Genomic DNA, 18,553 nt, shown 5'->3' on the forward strand with positions numbered 1-18,553 from the left:
GCTGAATCTTTAGATTCAGCTTTTTTATTATTTCGAAAAATAAGTTTTGATTTTTTTAGCCAATGGTTTTTCAAAATATTCAAAGCAAATAATGCTCAACATAATGGCAAGAATAAAATAAGCACCAATTTTGATAAAATCATTTCCTTCAGGGAAGAAATAGTTACCATATTTGATGACAATCATATGAATCATATAAAATCCAAAGCTGATTTCACCTAAATATATCAAAGTTTTATTTTGTAAGATTTTGGATAACATTCCGCGTTGTAAAGCAAACACAAGCGTAATGAGAATCATTGGAATCCAATAGTAAATATTGTATCGAAATGTTCTAACGACCTCATCATAAAAGCTAAAAAATAACACAAATATGACTAAAGCTCCTATTTCAAATAAGGTGCCTTTGGCAACTGAAATTTTAGTGTCTTTAATTTTTTGGAATACATCACACAACAGTATTCCAATGATAAAGTCCAAACTTCTTACAAGAGGATTGACATAATAAATTCCTTTTTCAAGATCTTTATTTCCGGTAACAAAGGGTTCAAAATAAATTAACAACGGTATGGCTATGATAAACAATACATATTTCAGCCATTTGTAGCGATGCAATCCTATGACATACATGGGAAACATCAAATAGAAGAAAAATTCTGTTGATATACTCCAAGAAACATTGTTGATTGAGAAATTATAATCTTTAATCGGAATGTAGGTATGAAGCAAACTGATATTCAATAGAGCTTTATCCCATCCAAATAATCCTTGAACAATGACCAATGGAATCATCACTGCAAATGTTAAGACATGCAAAGGATAAATTCTTGCCATGCGGGCAATGTAAAAATTCTTATAGGAAAAATGAGGCTGATCGATAATCTTGTGTTTGTAATTAAGTGCCAACACAAAACCACTTAAGATAAAGAAAAATCCAACCCCTACATATCCTTCAAAGAAGACCACATTTTTTAGCCAATTGTACCACTTCAAATCAGTTTGTACAAAGGTTAAATGGGAAAGAAACACAGCGAATGCGAAGAAGAAACGCAATGAAGTTAAGCTGTTTAACATTAATCTAAAATTTTAATTTCCATTTGATAATATTCATCGAACTGACGGATAAATTCTTCCATTTTACTGGCACGAACTGCAATGGTAAACATGCATTTGTCACTAAAATGTTTATCTTTTATTTCACCATTCATTCGATCGACATTTCGTTCAACAATTCCTTGTTGATCGTAATTAAAAATCATTTTTACCCGTTGCGTAATGAATTTCTCTACAATTTCAGCTTCTTCCAAAGCCACTTGGGCCGCGTATTTATATGCTTTGACTAAACCAGGAACCCCAAGCTTAGTTCCACCAAAATAACGAACCGATACAATTAATACATTTGTTATCTCATGCGATAATATTTGATTATAAATCGGTAACCCAGCCGAACCACTTGGTTCCCCATCGTCATTTGCTCGAAATGTTTTTCCATCTATTCCAATGGCATAGGCATAACAATGATGGGTTGCATCCGGCCAACGTTCGTACAATTGGTTCAAGTAAAATTCTACTTCTTCTTCCGAATCCACGGGATAAGCATAGTTGATAAATTTACTCCCTAACTCTTTAAAAATAACATCCTCTACAGGAGCTTTAATGGTTTTAAATGAATCAGTCATTTTTTTGATTTCGAATCACCGTTACGTGATCATTAATTATTTTTTGTTGAGACACTCGTTTTCCGCGTACAATAGGAGCTAAAATCCCCTCATTCCAAAAAGCGTTCGAAGATAAGACTCTTGCTTCATCCCACAAATTCATATCAATAAATTTTTGAATGGTATCACTACCGCCTTCTACAATTAATGTTTGAAAATTGTTTTGATATAAATAATCGAGAATAGGAGGGATGATGTTGGAATCAAAATCAATTTTAACCAATTTCAAATTTTTATCTTCACGATCCTCTATGGCATTGAAAATAACCGTTGGAATGGATTGATCATACAAATGAAAATACCGTGGAATGGCTAAAAATTTATCAATAGAAATGCGAAGAGGGTTTTTACCTTCCCAAAATCGAGTATTCAGTTGCGGATTATCGACTAATGCTGTTTTTTTTCCGACCAAAATGGCTTGTTCTTCTGTACGCCATTCATGGACCAATTGCCTTGAATAACGATTAGTAATCCATTTTTGCACATCATCGTGCCCCATATATCCATCTTGTGTTTGAGCCCATTTTAAGATGATATATGGACGTTTTTCTTGATGAAAGGTAATGAAACGACGGTTCAATTCTTTGCATTCTTCTTCCAAAACCCCTAATGTGACATCGATTCCATTTTCTAATAGACGAAGATATCCTTGTCCATTAACTTCAGCAAATGGGTCTAATGTTCCGATCACCACACGTTTAAATTCTTTTGCAATGACCAAATCACAGCATGGTGGTGTTTTCCCGTAATGTGAACAAGGTTCTAAAGTGACATACAAAGTGCATTCTTTTAATATCGAATCATCTTTAATTTGACGAATGGCATTCACTTCTGCATGTGGACCTCCATATGCCGAAGTGTAACCTTCTGCTATAATTTTTTGGTTATGGACAATTATAGAACCAACAAACGGATTAGGATATGTAGATCCTAACCCGTTTTGAGCTATTTGTATACAACGAGCCATATAGCGCTCATCGATAAGTTGTTGTGTCATTGAAATGAAGTAGATTTTAAAACTCTACATGATTTAGTGTTCTTAATTTGATTTCAGCTTCGACTAATTTCGAACGTTTTTCTTCAATTTGACGATAAACATCTTTCAATAAAGGATTGTTCGCATCTGCGTTGGCAAAGAAATGAACGTTATTATCCAATTGGTTAATTTCTTTTTCAAGATCTTCAATGATTTTACGCGTTTTACGAATTTCTTCGTCTAGTGTACGATTATCTTTATTGGCAATGACTTGTCCAATAAAAGCTTGTAATTTAAAATCTTGAACTTCTGAATTTGATAAGTTTAATGATTTTAACTTTTCTTGATAAGCTTTCGAAAATTCTTGGTTGATCTCTCCTTTATTCGCTGGTAACTTTCCAACAGCATTCCACTTGGAATGGAAAGCATTTAAAACATCTAAAGCTTCATGTTTATCTTCAGGAAGCTGTAGCGCACTAAATTCTGCAAAAAGTTGATGTTTGATTTCTAAATTTTGCTCGTATTGTTCATTGTGCTCATTCTGACGATTTTTGTATCGATCAAAAAATTGATTACATGCTTGTTTAAAATCTTTCCAAATTTTATCTGAATTTTTTCGAGGCACATGACCAATACTTTTCCATTCGTTTTGGATGCGTTTAATCACTTTTACTGAATTGTTCCAATCCGTACTGTCTTGGTGTTCTTTCGCAATGTCCAATAAAGCCAATTTACGCTTTAAATTTTCCTGCTGTTCATTTTTTAATGATTTGTAAAAATCATTTTTAATTTGATTAAACTCTCGAGAGGCTTCTTTTAAAGCATCCCATGTTTTGTTGTTTTTATCTTTCGGAACACGTCCAATCGACATAAATTCATCCCTTAAGCTGTTGACTTCTTTGATGGCTTTTTGCCATTCGGCGTGCGACTTAGATTTTGTATTTGCTGTAATGGTTTTTATTTTCTCAATAACAGCAATTTTTTTCTCGTAATTTAAAGCTTGTTCTTGCTTCAATTTCTCATTTAAAATCGATTTTCGATCGTGAATTTTATTGGTTAATTCTTTAAATTTTAACCAAGTCACTTCACGCATTTCTTCCATAACCGGAACGGCTTCTTCTTTCCATAATCGGTGAAGATATTGTAATTCGTTTAAGGCTTTTTGTACATTCTCTTCTTGAACTAATTCTTCAGCACGTTTGATAATAGAATAACGAACTTCTAAATTATGCTGATAGTCTAGCGTTTGTAATTCTTTATTTAAATCAAGATACTTGTAGAAGTTGTCCAAATGAAAGAAATAATTCTTAAAAACATTCTCTGCCTGAGCGGCTGGAATGCGCCCCGCATTATGCCATCTTGTTTTTAATTCGCGGAACGTTTTAAACATCTGTGATGTGGATACATTTTGTTCCGTATAAAGAGCTTTTAATTCCTCGATAATGGCTAAACGTTCTGCAAGATTTTGTTTCTCTTGTTTTTCATTTTCTTTATGATAAATGGATAACTGATTTCTAAAATCGTTGTAAACGGTTTGGAATTGACTTTTGTACACACTATTAAATCGAAAATCCAAAGGATCTCCACCTTCTTCAACAAAGGCTTCTTTTTTTGATTGCTCCTCTGCTTCGATCTTTTGTTTAAAAACATCTCGAATTTGCTCGATGTGATTTTTGATTTGATGAGCCGGATATTTATTAATTAAATTTTTAGCTTCGTCAATGAGTACTTCAAATCCAAAAGACTCATAATCTTTTCTTTCGATTACATCTTCAGATTTGTAATCTTGGTTTTCATTTAAGACGTAAGATTCGTTAGTCGATTGATTAGCAGCGTTAGAAGATAAGTTGTTTCCGTCTGCTGGTTGCAGGTTATCCATTTCAATATTCATATATAGAAAGTTTAGTTCCTAACAAATCTAATGAATCTAATCTATAAAATCAAGACTAAAAAGTGGGTTTATTCCAAATTTCCCATGATTTTTCAGCTTGTAAAACCAACATTTCGTATCCGTTTTTAATAATAGCCCCTCGTTCTAATCCATTTTGTAAGAATTGAGTAACCTCAGGATTATAGATTAAATCATACAAAAGATGGTTTGGAGTAAGTAAGTGGTAAGGAATTTGTGGAGCTTGTGTTACATGAGGAAATGTACCCACAGGTGAGCAATTAATAATCACCGAATACTCGTTCATAATTTCTTCCGTTAAGTCATCATATCCCAAATCATTTTCAGCTGGATTTCTTGAAACAATACGATATGCGATCTTTAATTGTTCTAAAGCATACACAACAGCTTTTGCGGCACCTCCAAATCCTAAAATTAAGGCTTTCGAATGATGAGGTTGCAATAAGGGTGTAATGGAATGTTTAAACCCATAAAAGTCTGTATTAAATCCAATCCTTTTTCCATCCGTTATCAGAACGGTATTGACTGCACCGATAGCTTTCGCCTCTGGTGATAATTCATCCAAATAGGAGATAATCTCTTGTTTGTATGGAATAGTGACGTTAAATCCTCTTAAATGATCAATTTCGAAGACTTTTTCAACGTCTTGGATTTGCTGTAAATCAAAAACATCATAGGTGAAACCTACGATGTTTTCGTTTTTAAATTTTTCAGCAAAGTAACCCTTGGAAAAAGAGTAAGAGATATTTCTCCCGATTAATCCCAATTGTTTCATATAGCGTCTTTTTTATTTTTATTGAATTGCGCTTTAATTAAACGGGTAATCAAAGGCATATTCGCTGCGATAATTATTCCGAATATAAATTTTTCCAGATGATGTTGAACTATATCAAATCCACCGAGGAAATAACCTAATAATGAAATGACACCTACCCAAAGAAATGCACCAATCATACTGTACGTTAAAAAAATACGGTAATTCAGATTTGTCGTTCCACAAATAAAGGGAATGATCGTACGTACTACCGGCATAAAACGTGCAATAATAATGGCCTTTTTACCATTCTCATTAAAAAAGTCAGTCGCTTTTTCTAAGTGTTTCTTCTTTAAGAAGAAGGAATCTTCTTGGTTTAAAATCCAATGTCCAAATTTCTTCCCGACAAAGTAATTGACGTTGTCACCTAATATAGCGGCAAACATTAACAACGGAATGACGAATTCGATGTGTAAATGGTTTTGCTCATCGTTGGCTGCAATCATTCCGATAGAAAATATTAAAGCATCACCAGGTAAAAATGGCATCAAGAATGTCATGATGATTAATCCTGTTTCAGCAAAAATAATAGTGAATAATATAGCATAGATCCAATATCCATAGGTTTCAATCATCTGCATGATGACTTTATCTGGACGTTGAACAAAATTGCTAAAAAATTCAATGATTGATTGCATGGTAATAGATTATGCTGTTCGAATAATATCTGCTCCTAAAGCTCGTAAACGGGTATCGATATCTTCATATCCACGATCGATTTGATCAATGTTATGAATCACGGTAGTTCCCTTAGCCGATAATGCTGCAATTAATAGAGACATTCCGGCACGGATATCTGGAGATGTTAATTGTGCACCTTTTAATGGGTTTTCATGATTTAATCCAATCACTGTTGCACGGTGTGGATCACATAAAATGATTTGAGCTCCCATTTCAATTAATTTGTCCACGAAGAATAATCGCGATTCAAACATTTTTTGGTGAACTAAAACACTTCCTTTGGCTTGGGTAGCAATCACTAAAATAATCGATAATAAATCTGGAGTAAAACCTGGCCAAGGGGCATCAGAAATGGTTAAAATTGATCCATCAATAAAACGCTCAATTTCATAATTTTCTTGTGCAGGAATGTAAATATCATCGTCGCGACGTTCTAATTTAATTCCTAACTTTTGAAATACGTTTGGAATAATTCCTAAGTTATCCCAAGAGACATTTTTGATGGTAATTTCTGACTTCGTCATTGCAGCTAAACCAATCCAAGAACCGATCTCAATCATATCCGGTAAACAAGTATGTTCAGTACCTCTTAATTCGCTTACGCCTTCAATCGTAAGTAAATTAGAACCAATTCCTGTGATTTTCGCTCCCATACGATTCAACATTTTACACAATTGTTGAATGTATGGTTCACATGCCGCATTATAAATGGTTGTTGTACCATGCGCTAAAACGGCAGCCATAATAATGTTTGCTGTTCCGGTAACAGAAGCCTCATCCAATAACATGTATGCTCCTTGTAATCCATTTTCGTCCACTTCTACACCATAGAAATCTTCATCGGGATTAAAGCGGTATTTTGCTCCTAAAGCGAAAAATCCTTCAAAGTGTGTATCTAAGCGACGACGTCCAATTTTATCTCCTCCTGGTTTTGGCATGTAAGCTTCACCAAAACGAGCCAATAAAGGACCCATTAACATGATTGATCCACGCAATGATGCTCCGTCTTTTTTAAATGCTTTTGATTTTAAATAATCTAATCGTAACTCGTCCGCTTGGAAAGTATAATCACCTTTACCATTCTTTTGAGTTTTTACCCCTAAATCTCCTAAGATTTCAATCAAACGATTGACGTCACGGATATCAGGAATATTTTTTACACGAACCTGTTCACTTGTTAATAAAACGGCACATAAAATCTGTAAAACTTCATTCTTAGCACCTTGTGGAGTAATCTCTCCACTTAATTTCTTTCCTCCCTTTATTTGAAATGTTGCCATTGTAAATGATAACTTATATTTATTTAACCTTTGTTGTTATTTCTAACGTTTTGGTTACGATTATTGTTGTTATTATTTGTTCGATTGTTGTTATTGTTCGAATGATTCGATCGTTGATTGTTTTGGTTATTCTGACGATTGTTATGATTATTCGTCGAACGATTTTGATAATTATTGGAACGACTTTGATTTTGTTGGCTATAATTATTCTGACGGTCTGGTTGCACCAAGTTATCATCCACCGCTCTCAAATCAATCTTACCATTAGAAAGCTCATACAAATGATCAAAAATAACGCTGTCTTCCACCGTATCTTTGTTCCATTTTAAATAACTTTTCTTCATGTGATTGGCAATGGCAAAGAATAAGCCTTCTCTTTTATCTCCTTCTTCCCAAGTGACAGCCACATCAATCATTTTACGAATATTATTTCCGTAATAACGGTATTTGTAAATGGATTGTGGATATTCCACTTTATTGGGTTTGCTATCGATCGTATCTTTTTTAGTGGGAATCGGATAAGGTGATTTTACGTCCAACTGAAAGTCAGACATAATAAACAATTGATCCCATAATTTATGTTGAAAGTCTGGAACATCACGTAAATGCGGGTTCAGTTCACCCATCACTTCAATGATAATCTCAGCGAATTCGTTTCTTTCTTGTTCATCTTGGATTGTTAAACAATGATCAACCATTTGTTGGATATGTCGACCATATTCTGGGATGATCAATTTAGAACGTAGCGTGTTATATTCCATCGATTTTTTCTACAATTAAAGTCTACAAACTTACTAATTTATATTTGATATTCTCATACGAAATCCATTCGAACCATGGATTTAACCGAATTTTATTATTCTCCTAACAAAACTCCTGATACGGCCCAAGAACTAAAACTATTTCCTTCGGGTTCACCTTGAGGAATTTTGACTTGTACCGTGTGTTTTCCTGCCTTTAAATCCCCTAATTGGATAAAATAGGGCGTAGTAACTGTACCTGGACACCAATTTGATCGGGAATAATCGGATGAGGATAATCCATTGTCAAAATTTCCTGAGGCAGGATTATATAAACGATAGGATCCACAATCTTGACGCCATGGCGTTAATGAAAAGACCAATTTATCGTCGATAAACACCGAATTTAATTTTGGAACAAATTCATCTCCATTTCCCCAACCCCCATGACCAGTAGTAATCAATCGTAATTTGGCGTTTTTCCAATCTTCTTTTAACTCAAATTCAAGGTGAATTCCACGATCAGAATTGAACAGGGTTGGATATTCTTGTCCAGCCATTTCCATCACATTTAAGGTGTTAAATAAAGCTAAGGATTTACCATTTGAAAACAATTGCTTTTCGGAATTATGGATGGTTAAATTAGCATCGATCATATGGCCGCCTTGGTCATAATTTCCAATAAAGAATCCAATATATACCTCTTGGTCCGATAATAAATCTCGAAACTCTGAGATATCTTGGCGGTATGGATTTTCGAGATGCCATGTTTTATCTTTCAACTGAACGTGATTAAATTGGCCAATACCAAAGGGGGTGAAAAACCGCATCAATTCAATTACAGGTTCGTAATCTTTCGTTAAAACGACACCTTGGTATTTTTTTCCATTGCCATTTTCATAGACGGGTAATATATTCAATCCCTTCTCAAGCGCATCTTTTAAATTGGTTTTTGAGCGTTGAGGAATAATAAATACCGAGCCTGTTCGGTCATAGGCATCTCCATTTGAAACTTGCGTAACATCCAAAAACAATTGTGAACCGTGATCGATATAGGGCATTTTCACTTTGCGAACAACTACTGTTCCATGGGCATATCGAAAGATAGAATCGTTATTAGAAGCAACAATGGATTGCGGGTCATAATGTATTTGTTGTCGGGCTAAGAGTGGAATTGTTTTGAATTTATTTTTCCAAACCAAATGGGAATAAGTAAGTGGGTCTAAAGGATCTAAAGCCATATGTTTTTGGTAGAATCCGGAAGGTTGTACTTGATCAAGATATTCAATTTTTGAAGCGCGTATGGTATAATTATTATTACGCGTAAATTCTAAAACAAATCCTAATTTTAATCCTAAAGGTACAGGTGAAGCATGTATTCCTAAATGATCGACATACCATAAGTCAATAGTATTCGAATTAATAATGATTTGAGCATGTTTTGCGCGTAGACCTAAAATTCGTTTGGTTTGATTTAATTTTTTAAATCCTATTTTTTTAAATCCTATTGAATCAACCGTTTTTAGCACTCGATTCTCGTCTAATTCCATAATGGAATAAATCAATTCAGGTTCTTGTCCGTGATAATAATGAATTTCATTGGGATAGAAACGATCAGTAACAAATGAATTTTCAGTGCCGATGACTGTTTCTTCCGCATTAGCAATAACACGGATTGGATTAGAATCGGTTACTTTTTTATGATTACTTAGTTTTTCATAGGTAATTTGATAAGTTTCTTGTGCAATTAAGGGCAAGTGTACGATTAAGAAAATAAAAAATGAAAATATCGGCTTCATAAAATCAAAATAGGTTTACATTTCTATTCATGTAAACCTATAACTTTATGCGGATTTTATCAAATTAAATTCTACTAAACAAATGCATTGATGCCCGTGATGTCAGCTCCAGTGATTAGCAGATGCACATCATGTGTCCCTTCATAAGTAATGACTGACTCTAAATTAGCAGCATGTCGCATGTTTGGGAAATCTCCAATAATACCCATTGCACCAATAATTTGACGCGATTCTCGTGCAATATCAATGGCCATTCGGACATTATTACGTTTCGCCATCGATATTTGTTCGGGTGTAGCTTTGTTTTCATTTTTAAGCATTCCTAAACGCCAAACCATCAATTGTGCTTTTGTAATTTCCGTTATAAATTCGGCTAATTTTTTTTGCTGTAATTGATAAGATGCAATTGGTTTACCAAATTGTGTACGCTCTAAACTGTATTTTAAAGTCGTTTCATAACAATCAATGGCTGCTCCAACTACACCCCATGATATTCCGTATCGAGCAGAATTTAAACATGATAATGGGCCACGTAAACTCTGTACACCTGGTAAAATATTTTCTTCTTTGATTAAAATATTATCAAAGACTAATTCTCCTGTTTTAGAGGCACGCAACGACCATTTATTCATTGTTTCTGGAGTAGATAATCCCTCCATTGCACGTTCTACAATTACTCCACGAATTTTTCCTTCATCATCTTTTGCCCATACAACAGCAATGTCACATACAGGAGCATTGGTAATCCACATTTTAGCACCATTTAAACGGTAATGCTCACCATCCTTAGTTAATCGTGTTTCCATTCCCCCTGGGTTTGAACCATGATTCGGCTCAGTTAATCCAAAAGAACCAATAAATTCTCCAGAAGCTAATAGAGGTAAAAATTTTTGCTTTTGTTCTTCTGATCCATATGTGAAAATAGGATACATCACTAAAGAAGATTGTACCGAAGCAGCAGAACGAACTGCAGAATCTCCTCGTTCCAATTCTTGCATGATGATACCATAAGACATTTGATCAAGGCCTGCTCCTCCATATTCTTCTGGGATATATGGTCCAAGTGCGCCAATCGCACCTAGTTTTTTCATTAAATCGGGAACATCTTTATGTTCGTGCGCACACTCATCGATAATAGGCTTAATTTCTTTGTCTACAAAATCGCGTACCGATTGACGAATGATTAAATGCTCTTCAGATAATAGATCGTCTATTTTAAAGTAATCAGTTGTGTTATTCATTTTATGCAGTGATATTTGTATAAAACTAAATAATATTCAGAAAAACTAAAAGTATTCTGAATAAAATTTATAAAATATTTTATTTTTTCTAACTTTTAATTAAATTGTCGAACATTTCAAACCACAAATTAATTGAAAATATGTTAGTAAACGAGAAAAAGACCCTTGGATTATTAGATAAAAATTTAGGATCATCAACAGGCCAAGAATGGTTTGGAAACGGGGAATATATCACTTCATATTCGCCAGTCGATGGAAAAGTAATCGGGGAAGTTTCTTCTACAACTCGTGAAGAGTATGAAAAAGTAATTACAAAAGCTGAACAAGCATTTAAAGAATGGCGTTTAATTCCAGCTCCTAAACGTGGAGAAATTGTAAGACAATTGGGAGAGAAATTACGTCAATATAAAGAAGACTTAGGAAAATTAGTTTCTTACGAGATGGGAAAATCCTTACAGGAAGGATATGGTGAAGTACAAGAAATGATCGATATCTGTGATTTTGCTGTAGGATTATCACGTCAATTATATGGTTTAACCATTCATTCAGAGCGTCCTTCACACCGCATGTACGAACAATATCATCCACTTGGAATTGTAGGTGTAATTACTGCGTTTAATTTCCCCGTAGCCGTTTGGTCATGGAATACTTGCTTAGCATTGGTATGTGGAGATGTAATGGTGTGGAAACCAAGTGAAAAAACACCTTTATGTGCTATTGCTTGTCAAAATATTTTAGCAGAAGTTTTAAAAGCAAATAATTTACCGGAAGGAATTTCAAATGTAGTATCAGGCGGAAGAGAAGTAGGGGAATGGTTAGCAGAAGACGAAAGAGTTCCATTAATTTCTGCGACAGGTTCTACGCGAATGGGACGTGAAGTCAACGAAGTTGTAGCACGTCGATTAGGAAAAACTTTATTAGAATTAGGAGGAAACAACGCCATTATTGTTACACCAGATGCCGATTTGAAAATTACTTTAACAGGTGCTGTTTTTGGAGCTGTCGGTACTGCTGGTCAACGTTGTACAACAACTCGTCGATTAATTGTTCACGAATCAGTTTATGATCAAGTGAAAGAAGGTTTAGTAAATGCGTATGGACAATTAAAAATTGGAAATCCATTAGACGCCTCAAATCATATCGGACCACTAATCGATCAAGATGCCGTAAGAAATTATTTGATGGCTTTAGAAAAAATTAAAGATCAAGGGGGCAATATCATTGTGGAAGGTGGTGTTTTAGAAACCGAAGAATATGCAAGTGGATGCTATGTAAAACCGGTGATTGCAGAGGTTACCAATGATTTAGAAATTGTACAAACGGAAACGTTCGCTCCAATATTATATTTAATTAAATATTCAGGTGATGTCTTAAATGCTATTGAAATTCAAAATGGCGTAAAACAAGGACTTTCTTCAGCCATCATGACCACAAATTTACGTGAAGCCGAATTATTCTTATCTCACCAAGGATCAGATTGTGGTATTGCTAATGTTAATATCGGTACTTCTGGAGCAGAAATCGGTGGAGCTTTCGGTGGAGAAAAAGAAACGGGTGGAGGTCGCGAATCCGGATCTGATGCTTGGAAAATATACATGCGTCGTCAAACCAATACCATTAACTATTCGACAGAATTACCTTTGGCACAAGGCATTCAATTTAACTTCTAAAATAATTAACACACAATGAATACAACCACAACGACTATGACAGTTCACGAAAGATTAGGTCAACATATCCTTGCCGATGGTTATCCTATTGTTATGGATATTGAAAAATCACATGGATCGTACCTTGTTGATGATAAAGGGGATGAATATTTGGATATGTTCTCAATGTTTGCCTCTACAGCAATTGGATACAATCACCCTCATATTGTAAAGCATTTGGAATTTTTAGGCAAAAATGCCATCAATAAACCGGCCATGTCCGATATCTATACAAAAGATTATGCCGAGTTTGTAGAAACCTTTTCACGCGTGGCAATGCCGAAGGAATTACAATATTGTTTCTTCATTTCAGGAGGCGCCTTAGCGGTAGAAAATGCATTGAAAGCAGCTTTTGACTGGAAAACTAAATTAAATTTATCAAAAGGGATTGATACTGAAGCAAGTGATGTTATTCACTTTAAACAAGCATTTCACGGACGTTCAGGATATACATTATCTTTAACCAATACAAAGGATCCACGTAAATACGAATACTTTCCAAAATTTGATTGGCCTCGTATCGAGAACCCAAAGATCAATTTCCCAGAAACAGACGAAAACATCGCGCAAACAAAACAAACAGAACAAATTGCTATTGATCAAATCAAAGCTGCTTTAACGGAACGCCAAAATAAAGTCGCTTGTATTATCATCGAAACGATACAAGGAGAAGGTGGTGATAATTATTTCCGTCCTGAATTTTTACAAATGTTACGTGACATTTGTGATCAAGAAGAAATCTTATTAATTTTTGATGAGGTGCAAACAGGTATGGGAATGACAGGAAAAATGTGGGCTTTTCAACATTATGATGTGATTCCAGATATTATTTCTTTCGGGAAGAAAACACAAGTATGTGGAATTTTAGCGAACAAAGAAAAGTTAGACATCGTGCCGAACAATGTTTTTAAAGAATCTAGTCGTATCAACTCTACATTTGGTGGAAATTACATCGATATGCTGCGTTTCAAACTAATTTTAGAGGTTATTGAACAAGAAAAATTAGTAGAAAATGCCGCTGAAAAAGGAGCGTACATCCTAGATCGATTAAATGACATTGAAAAACACACCAACAAAATAAAAAATATCAGAGGCAAAGGTTTGTTTATCGCTTTTGATTTTGATAACGACCAATCTCGTACAGATTTCATTACGAAGTGCTTCGAACAAAAGTTAATTCTCTTACCGTGTGGAGAAACTTCTGTACGTTTCCGTCCTCACCTTAATGTTTCTTTTTCTGAAGTAAATCAAGCGTTAGAAGTCGTAAAGAAAGCATTAATTTAACTTTAAATTATTTCATTTCTTTTAATTATAATTTATTAATTCATTACTTCGTGAGGTAGAACTATACCTCACGATTTTTTTATGCCTATTGAAAGTATTTTTTTTGATTTTGACGGAACATTACAAGGGTTCGAAAATCATACGATAAGTGATTCCACTAAAGAAGCTTTAAGAGTATTAAAACAAAATAATTTCAAAATTTACATCGCTACCGGCCGTAATTTGTTGGATATGCCCCACGAGCTTAGAGAATTTGAGTTCGATGGTTTTATCAATAATAATGGTGGAATGTGTTCAGATGCTAAAATGATTCCTTTTCATACAACGTATATTGCAGAAGAGGATGTAAATGCACTCTTGGCGTATGATCAAGTGCATCCATTTGCTTTTTCTTTTATGACAGAAAAAGGCTTTGCCATCAATCGCATCAACGAATATGTAGAAAAAGCTTTTGAATATTTTGGAATGAATGTACCAGAATTGATCGATTTTGAAACGGTGACAGTCAATCAAGTGATGCAGATGAATATTTTTGTCAATGAAGAACAAGAAAAATTATTGATGCAAGAAGTTTTTAAAAACAGTGAATCCTCTCGTTGGATGCCCTATTTCGCCGATGTAAATCCAAAAGGAATCAATAAAATGAAAGGTATCCAACGTATGGCCCAACGATACCATTTGGATTTATCCAAAACCATGGCTTTTGGCGATGGTGGAAACGATGTTCCAATGTTGCAAGGATGTACAATTGGAGTGGCCATGGGAAATGCCAAAGATGACGTAAAAGAAATCGCAGATTATGTGACAACTTCGGCAGATGATGATGGGATTTGGAAGGCGTTAAAATATTATAAATTAATTTAGTTCTATATTTGTAGAATTAAATAATAATATTATCTTCATAAAAAATTATTACACATATTAATATGAAGAATTTATTATTGACAACACTATTGCTTGTTTCCGCTTCACTTTTTGGACAAGATCGTTTTATTATTGAGTACCGTCAAAAAAATGAAATGGATCCTGAGAAGGTGAAAGAATTCGAAAGAGAGAGAAGTGGTGATTCTAAAGGATTTATAAGTATTAGTGGAGGTCCAGATCAAAAATACGAGTTGATTTATAATCAAGGAAGTACATCTTACTCAAAATTAGAATTAGTCAACAACAACCAAGACGCTGCAACCACAACATTTTCGATCAGTGTTGGAGGAGAATTTAAGACATTAGTAAGTGATCCACTTTCTAAAATGTTTAATCAAGAAGTGGTTCTTGATAAAGTAAATTATATATTAAAATCACCGTTTAAAAATTACCAATGGAAAATTACGGATATTGAAGAAACGATTTTGGGATATAAGACTATTAAAGCTGTAGCTGAAATTGATGGGAAAAAAATTGCCGCTTGGTATGCACCTGAATTAAAAATTGATGCTGGTCCAGGTCAAATTAATGGTTTACCAGGAGTTATCTTAAAAACTGTCAGTGAAACGGGTAGTAAATTAGGAACAATTTTGACGGTTAATGCAGAAAAAATCACTTTAAATCCGAAGAAACTACCCAAACAAAAATCGTTAAAAGGGAAGGAAATTACGCCTGAAGAATTTAAACAATTACAAGATGATTCTCGTAAAAAGATGTTAGAATCTTTTAGTGTTGGAGTAGATATAAAATAAATTAAAAAGACCAATCGTAACAGATTGGTCTTTTTAGTTAAATGTATTCTAAATATTATATAATTATTCCATTGTTCGAAATGATATAATGTATATTAGATAATATAACATAGGATAGATGAAAATAAATATAACTTTTACATTCTTACTGCTCTTTCAATTTGCATTCGCCCAAAGCGGAATCACAATTCAATACGAACAAGTTTCAATTCCAACCTTTCCAAAATCAGAAGGTGCTGGAGGTGCACAAATTGATGCACAATTAAAACAAGCGCTTGCTCGTCCTACTTTTTACGAATTAAAGGTAAAAGATCAACAAAGTTTTTATTCAAAAATTGATCGCATTGACAATTCTCAGGGTTTGAAAGTGGTATATGCGAGTGGAATTTTCGCACGAAATTTATTATTAGATTTTAATCAAAATCTTTCGAAAAGAGAGTGGGAGGTTAATCATAAAAAATACATCGTAACGGATACTATTGTGGCACATCATTATGAATTAACACGAGAAAAAGGGATGATGTTAGGGTATGAAGTCAAAAAAGCAATAATCAATTCTGAAGCAATGAAGACAGAAGTATGGTATGCTCCAGCCTTACCCTCAAAATTTGGGCCATCTACTTATACGAATTTGCCTGGTTTAGTTTAAAAAGTGGTTTCTACGTATAAAGAGGAAGATGAACCTCGTTTTACGCTGAATGCAACATCCATTGAGTTTAAAGATGATCAAAATTTAAATTCCTTATTCAAAGCAAAAGAAATATCAGCACAAGAATTTAAAGCGATCGAAAAGGATTACGAGCGTCGATTATCTGAAGATGAAGGAATCAGTAAAAACTAATAAAAAATCGAGTAAATCGTAAAATCGACTAAGATTTGCTAGTATTTATTTTAATTATACAATAATGATGATGAAAAAACTTTTAGCTGTTGTATTACTTGCAACATCATTATTTTCTAGTGCCCAAGAAAAAGTGGTGGTAGAATATGAATTTTACAATGTCTTTGATTTATCAAAGGAAACCAATCCAAAAATGCTCGAAATCTATAAAAATAGTAATGAGAATAAAACATATTACGAATTAATAACCTCAGAAGAAGAATCACAATTTAAAAAGATTGATCGAATTGATAATTCGCAATCAAAGAAAGGAATGATGATTTCTTTTGGTGGACCAGGAGAAGATTTCTACAAAAGTTTTAAAGAAAATATATCGTTAACTTTTATGGACTATAATGGTACTAAGTTAATCATTAAAGATACACTTAAAGTTCAGCCTTGGAAAATTCAAAAAGATAAATCAACTTATTTAGGTTATGATATAAAAAAGGCAACTTATACCGACAAAGATAATTTAGTATATACGGCTTGGTTTGCGCCTAAATTAGCCCTTAAAAATGGACCAGTAGAGTATGCAGGTTTACCTGGTTTAATTTTAAAATTAGAAATTGTAGAAACGGATGAAAGAGGAGGAGAGAATAAACGTATATACAATGCCACTGATATAAAAATAGATCCGAAAGCGAAGATTACACGACCAACAAAGGGAAAAGTTATTTCGGAAGCAGAATTTACTGAAATGATAAAAGAAGAAACCCGAAAGTTTGAAGAAATGTATATGAATAAAGTAGAGACAAAAATAGATTAAGGTAAAGTGCAATACGAAATGTTGGACTTTTTCGTTTTAATTAAAATAATTAAATCACTAAGAATGAATAAATATATAGCATGGTTTGTATTTCTATTGATACAAATACAGATTTTAGCACAAGATAAAATAGTTGTAGAATACAGCTACCGTAATACATTTGATACCTCTAATGTAACCGATGCACATACGCTGAATTTGTACCAGAATTCAAACGAAAAGATTTTTTACTATACCTTATCCATCGATAACCACGAAGCAGTGTTTGTGGATGTTCCTCGTGTCGATAATGCGCAAGAAAAGGATAAACCTGCTATTTCAGGACCAATTGGGAAGAGTTATTTTAATCTTCAAACGAGAGAACGATTAGATGAGGTAGATTATTTCGGAAAATACATCATCAAAGATTCAGTTAATGTAGTGGATTGGAAGATCGAACGTGAACGAGGTAAGCATTTAGGTTATGAGACTAGAAAAGCAACTTATAAGAATGATGATTTAGAATATGAAGCTTGGTTTGTTCCTTCCTTGCCACTAAAATTTGGACCAAACGGATACGGCGAATTACCAGGATTGATTGTTAAGTTTACACAGTATTTTAATTATAATAAAGGAAAGCATAAACGAACATTTAGTGCGGATAAAATTTCAATCGTACCTGGTTTGAAAGTAGCGAAACCGACCAAAGGTAAAATCATTTCTCAGCAGGAATTTAACGCCATTGTTGATGCGCATAATAAGAGAGTTGAGGAAATGGAGCATCAAAAAATGGAGACGAAAATCGATTAATTATAAAGAGCTATTCGGTAAAAGGCAAGAGTCGAAATTGCCGTAATGATTCTTACCGCAAGATGTTGAGGCAATGAGAGCAGAAAGGACGTAGGGAGGATGACCGAAGAATGACCGAAGATAGCCAACACAAACCTTATTGTTGAGGCAGGGTTAAGGGAGTTTAAAGGCGAATCAAATGCGGCATAGAGGTAGCATAAAGGCGGCATAGAGGTGGCATAGAAGTAGTAGAATAGGGAAGATGAGAATAAAAAGAAGCACACAAGTGCAGGTCATCGGCAGATAAAA

18 protein-coding genes are annotated in these 18,553 nt (G+C 34.0%); 8 read left to right on the forward strand and 10 right to left on the reverse strand.

Going from position 1 to position 18,553, the window contains the following annotated elements; all coding sequences use genetic code 11:
• Positions 1–27: 27 nt before the first annotated feature.
• The 10 genes from AC1QSP_RS00475 to AC1QSP_RS00520 all read right to left on the reverse strand — a co-directional run bounded on the left by AC1QSP_RS00475 (position 28) and on the right by AC1QSP_RS00520 (position 11,158).
• Positions 28–1,074, reverse strand: coding sequence for an acyltransferase family protein (locus tag AC1QSP_RS00475; protein ID WP_484079289.1), 1,047 nt, complete (start codon positions 1,072–1,074; stop codon positions 28–30).
• Complete coding sequence (locus AC1QSP_RS00480; protein WP_484079290.1) at positions 1,074–1,679, reverse strand: IMPACT family protein; 606 nt, start codon at positions 1,677–1,679, stop codon at positions 1,074–1,076. Before AC1QSP_RS00480 ends, AC1QSP_RS00475 begins: the two co-directional genes overlap by 1 nt.
• Entirely contained in the window at positions 1,672–2,715 is a 1,044-nt protein-coding gene (ribD, locus tag AC1QSP_RS00485; RefSeq protein ID WP_484079291.1) for a bifunctional diaminohydroxyphosphoribosylaminopyrimidine deaminase/5-amino-6-(5-phosphoribosylamino)uracil reductase RibD, read from the reverse strand. The genes AC1QSP_RS00480 and ribD overlap by 8 nt, the downstream gene beginning before the upstream one ends.
• 16 nt (positions 2,716–2,731) lie before the next feature.
• Positions 2,732–4,585, reverse strand: a complete 1,854-nt coding sequence (locus tag AC1QSP_RS00490; RefSeq protein WP_484079292.1) for a DUF349 domain-containing protein — start codon at positions 4,583–4,585, stop codon at positions 2,732–2,734.
• A 55-nt stretch (positions 4,586–4,640) separates the two neighbouring features.
• The gene (locus AC1QSP_RS00495) at positions 4,641–5,378 is read right to left on the reverse strand and encodes a shikimate dehydrogenase family protein (RefSeq protein WP_484079293.1); all 738 of its coding nucleotides are present in this window, start codon (positions 5,376–5,378) and stop codon (positions 4,641–4,643) included.
• Positions 5,375–6,055 carry a DedA family protein gene (locus AC1QSP_RS00500; RefSeq protein WP_484079294.1) on the reverse strand — a complete coding sequence of 227 codons (681 nt, stop codon included), beginning with the start codon at positions 6,053–6,055 and terminating at the stop codon, positions 5,375–5,377. The genes AC1QSP_RS00495 and AC1QSP_RS00500 overlap by 4 nt, the downstream gene beginning before the upstream one ends.
• 9 nt (positions 6,056–6,064) lie before the next feature.
• Positions 6,065–7,378, reverse strand: a complete 1,314-nt coding sequence (gene murA, locus AC1QSP_RS00505; RefSeq protein ID WP_484079295.1) for a UDP-N-acetylglucosamine 1-carboxyvinyltransferase — start codon at positions 7,376–7,378, stop codon at positions 6,065–6,067.
• Between the two features lie 23 nt (positions 7,379–7,401).
• The gene (locus AC1QSP_RS00510) at positions 7,402–8,139 is read right to left on the reverse strand and encodes a DUF4290 domain-containing protein (RefSeq protein ID WP_484079296.1); all 738 of its coding nucleotides are present in this window, start codon (positions 8,137–8,139) and stop codon (positions 7,402–7,404) included.
• A 95-nt stretch (positions 8,140–8,234) separates the two neighbouring features.
• Positions 8,235–9,917, reverse strand: a complete 1,683-nt coding sequence (locus AC1QSP_RS00515) for a PNGase F N-terminal domain-containing protein (protein ID WP_484079297.1) — start codon at positions 9,915–9,917, stop codon at positions 8,235–8,237.
• Positions 9,918–9,991: 74 nt separating this feature from the next.
• Positions 9,992–11,158 carry an acyl-CoA dehydrogenase family protein gene (locus AC1QSP_RS00520; RefSeq protein WP_484079298.1) on the reverse strand — a complete coding sequence of 389 codons (1,167 nt, stop codon included), beginning with the start codon at positions 11,156–11,158 and terminating at the stop codon, positions 9,992–9,994.
• A gap of 140 nt (positions 11,159–11,298) precedes the next feature.
• On the opposite strand from AC1QSP_RS00520, the gene amaB reads away from it, so the two are divergent.
• The 8 genes from amaB to AC1QSP_RS00560 all read left to right on the forward strand — a co-directional run bounded on the left by amaB (position 11,299) and on the right by AC1QSP_RS00560 (position 18,265).
• The gene (amaB, locus tag AC1QSP_RS00525; RefSeq protein ID WP_484079299.1) at positions 11,299–12,828 is read left to right on the forward strand and encodes an L-piperidine-6-carboxylate dehydrogenase; all 1,530 of its coding nucleotides are present in this window, start codon (positions 11,299–11,301) and stop codon (positions 12,826–12,828) included.
• A gap of 15 nt (positions 12,829–12,843) precedes the next feature.
• Positions 12,844–14,151, forward strand: a complete 1,308-nt coding sequence (lat, locus tag AC1QSP_RS00530) for an L-lysine 6-transaminase (protein ID WP_484079300.1) — start codon at positions 12,844–12,846, stop codon at positions 14,149–14,151.
• Positions 14,152–14,232: 81 nt separating this feature from the next.
• Positions 14,233–15,015, forward strand: a complete 783-nt coding sequence (locus AC1QSP_RS00535) for an HAD family hydrolase (protein ID WP_484079301.1) — start codon at positions 14,233–14,235, stop codon at positions 15,013–15,015.
• Between the two features lie 62 nt (positions 15,016–15,077).
• Positions 15,078–15,827 carry a GLPGLI family protein gene (locus tag AC1QSP_RS00540; protein WP_484079302.1) on the forward strand — a complete coding sequence of 250 codons (750 nt, stop codon included), beginning with the start codon at positions 15,078–15,080 and terminating at the stop codon, positions 15,825–15,827.
• A gap of 118 nt (positions 15,828–15,945) precedes the next feature.
• Entirely contained in the window at positions 15,946–16,476 is a 531-nt protein-coding gene (locus AC1QSP_RS00545; RefSeq protein WP_484079303.1) for a GLPGLI family protein, read from the forward strand.
• Positions 16,477–16,479: 3 nt separating this feature from the next.
• Complete coding sequence (locus tag AC1QSP_RS00550) at positions 16,480–16,668, forward strand: hypothetical protein (protein ID WP_484079304.1); 189 nt, start codon at positions 16,480–16,482, stop codon at positions 16,666–16,668.
• 70 nt (positions 16,669–16,738) lie between these two features.
• On the forward strand, positions 16,739–17,476 hold the full coding sequence (locus AC1QSP_RS00555; RefSeq protein ID WP_484079305.1) for a GLPGLI family protein: 738 nt from the start codon (positions 16,739–16,741) through the stop codon (positions 17,474–17,476).
• Positions 17,477–17,539: 63 nt separating this feature from the next.
• Positions 17,540–18,265 carry a GLPGLI family protein gene (locus tag AC1QSP_RS00560; RefSeq protein WP_484079306.1) on the forward strand — a complete coding sequence of 242 codons (726 nt, stop codon included), beginning with the start codon at positions 17,540–17,542 and terminating at the stop codon, positions 18,263–18,265.
• The last annotated feature ends 288 nt before the right edge of the window (positions 18,266–18,553 follow it).

Source organism: Faecalibacter sp. (genome assembly GCF_057177045.1).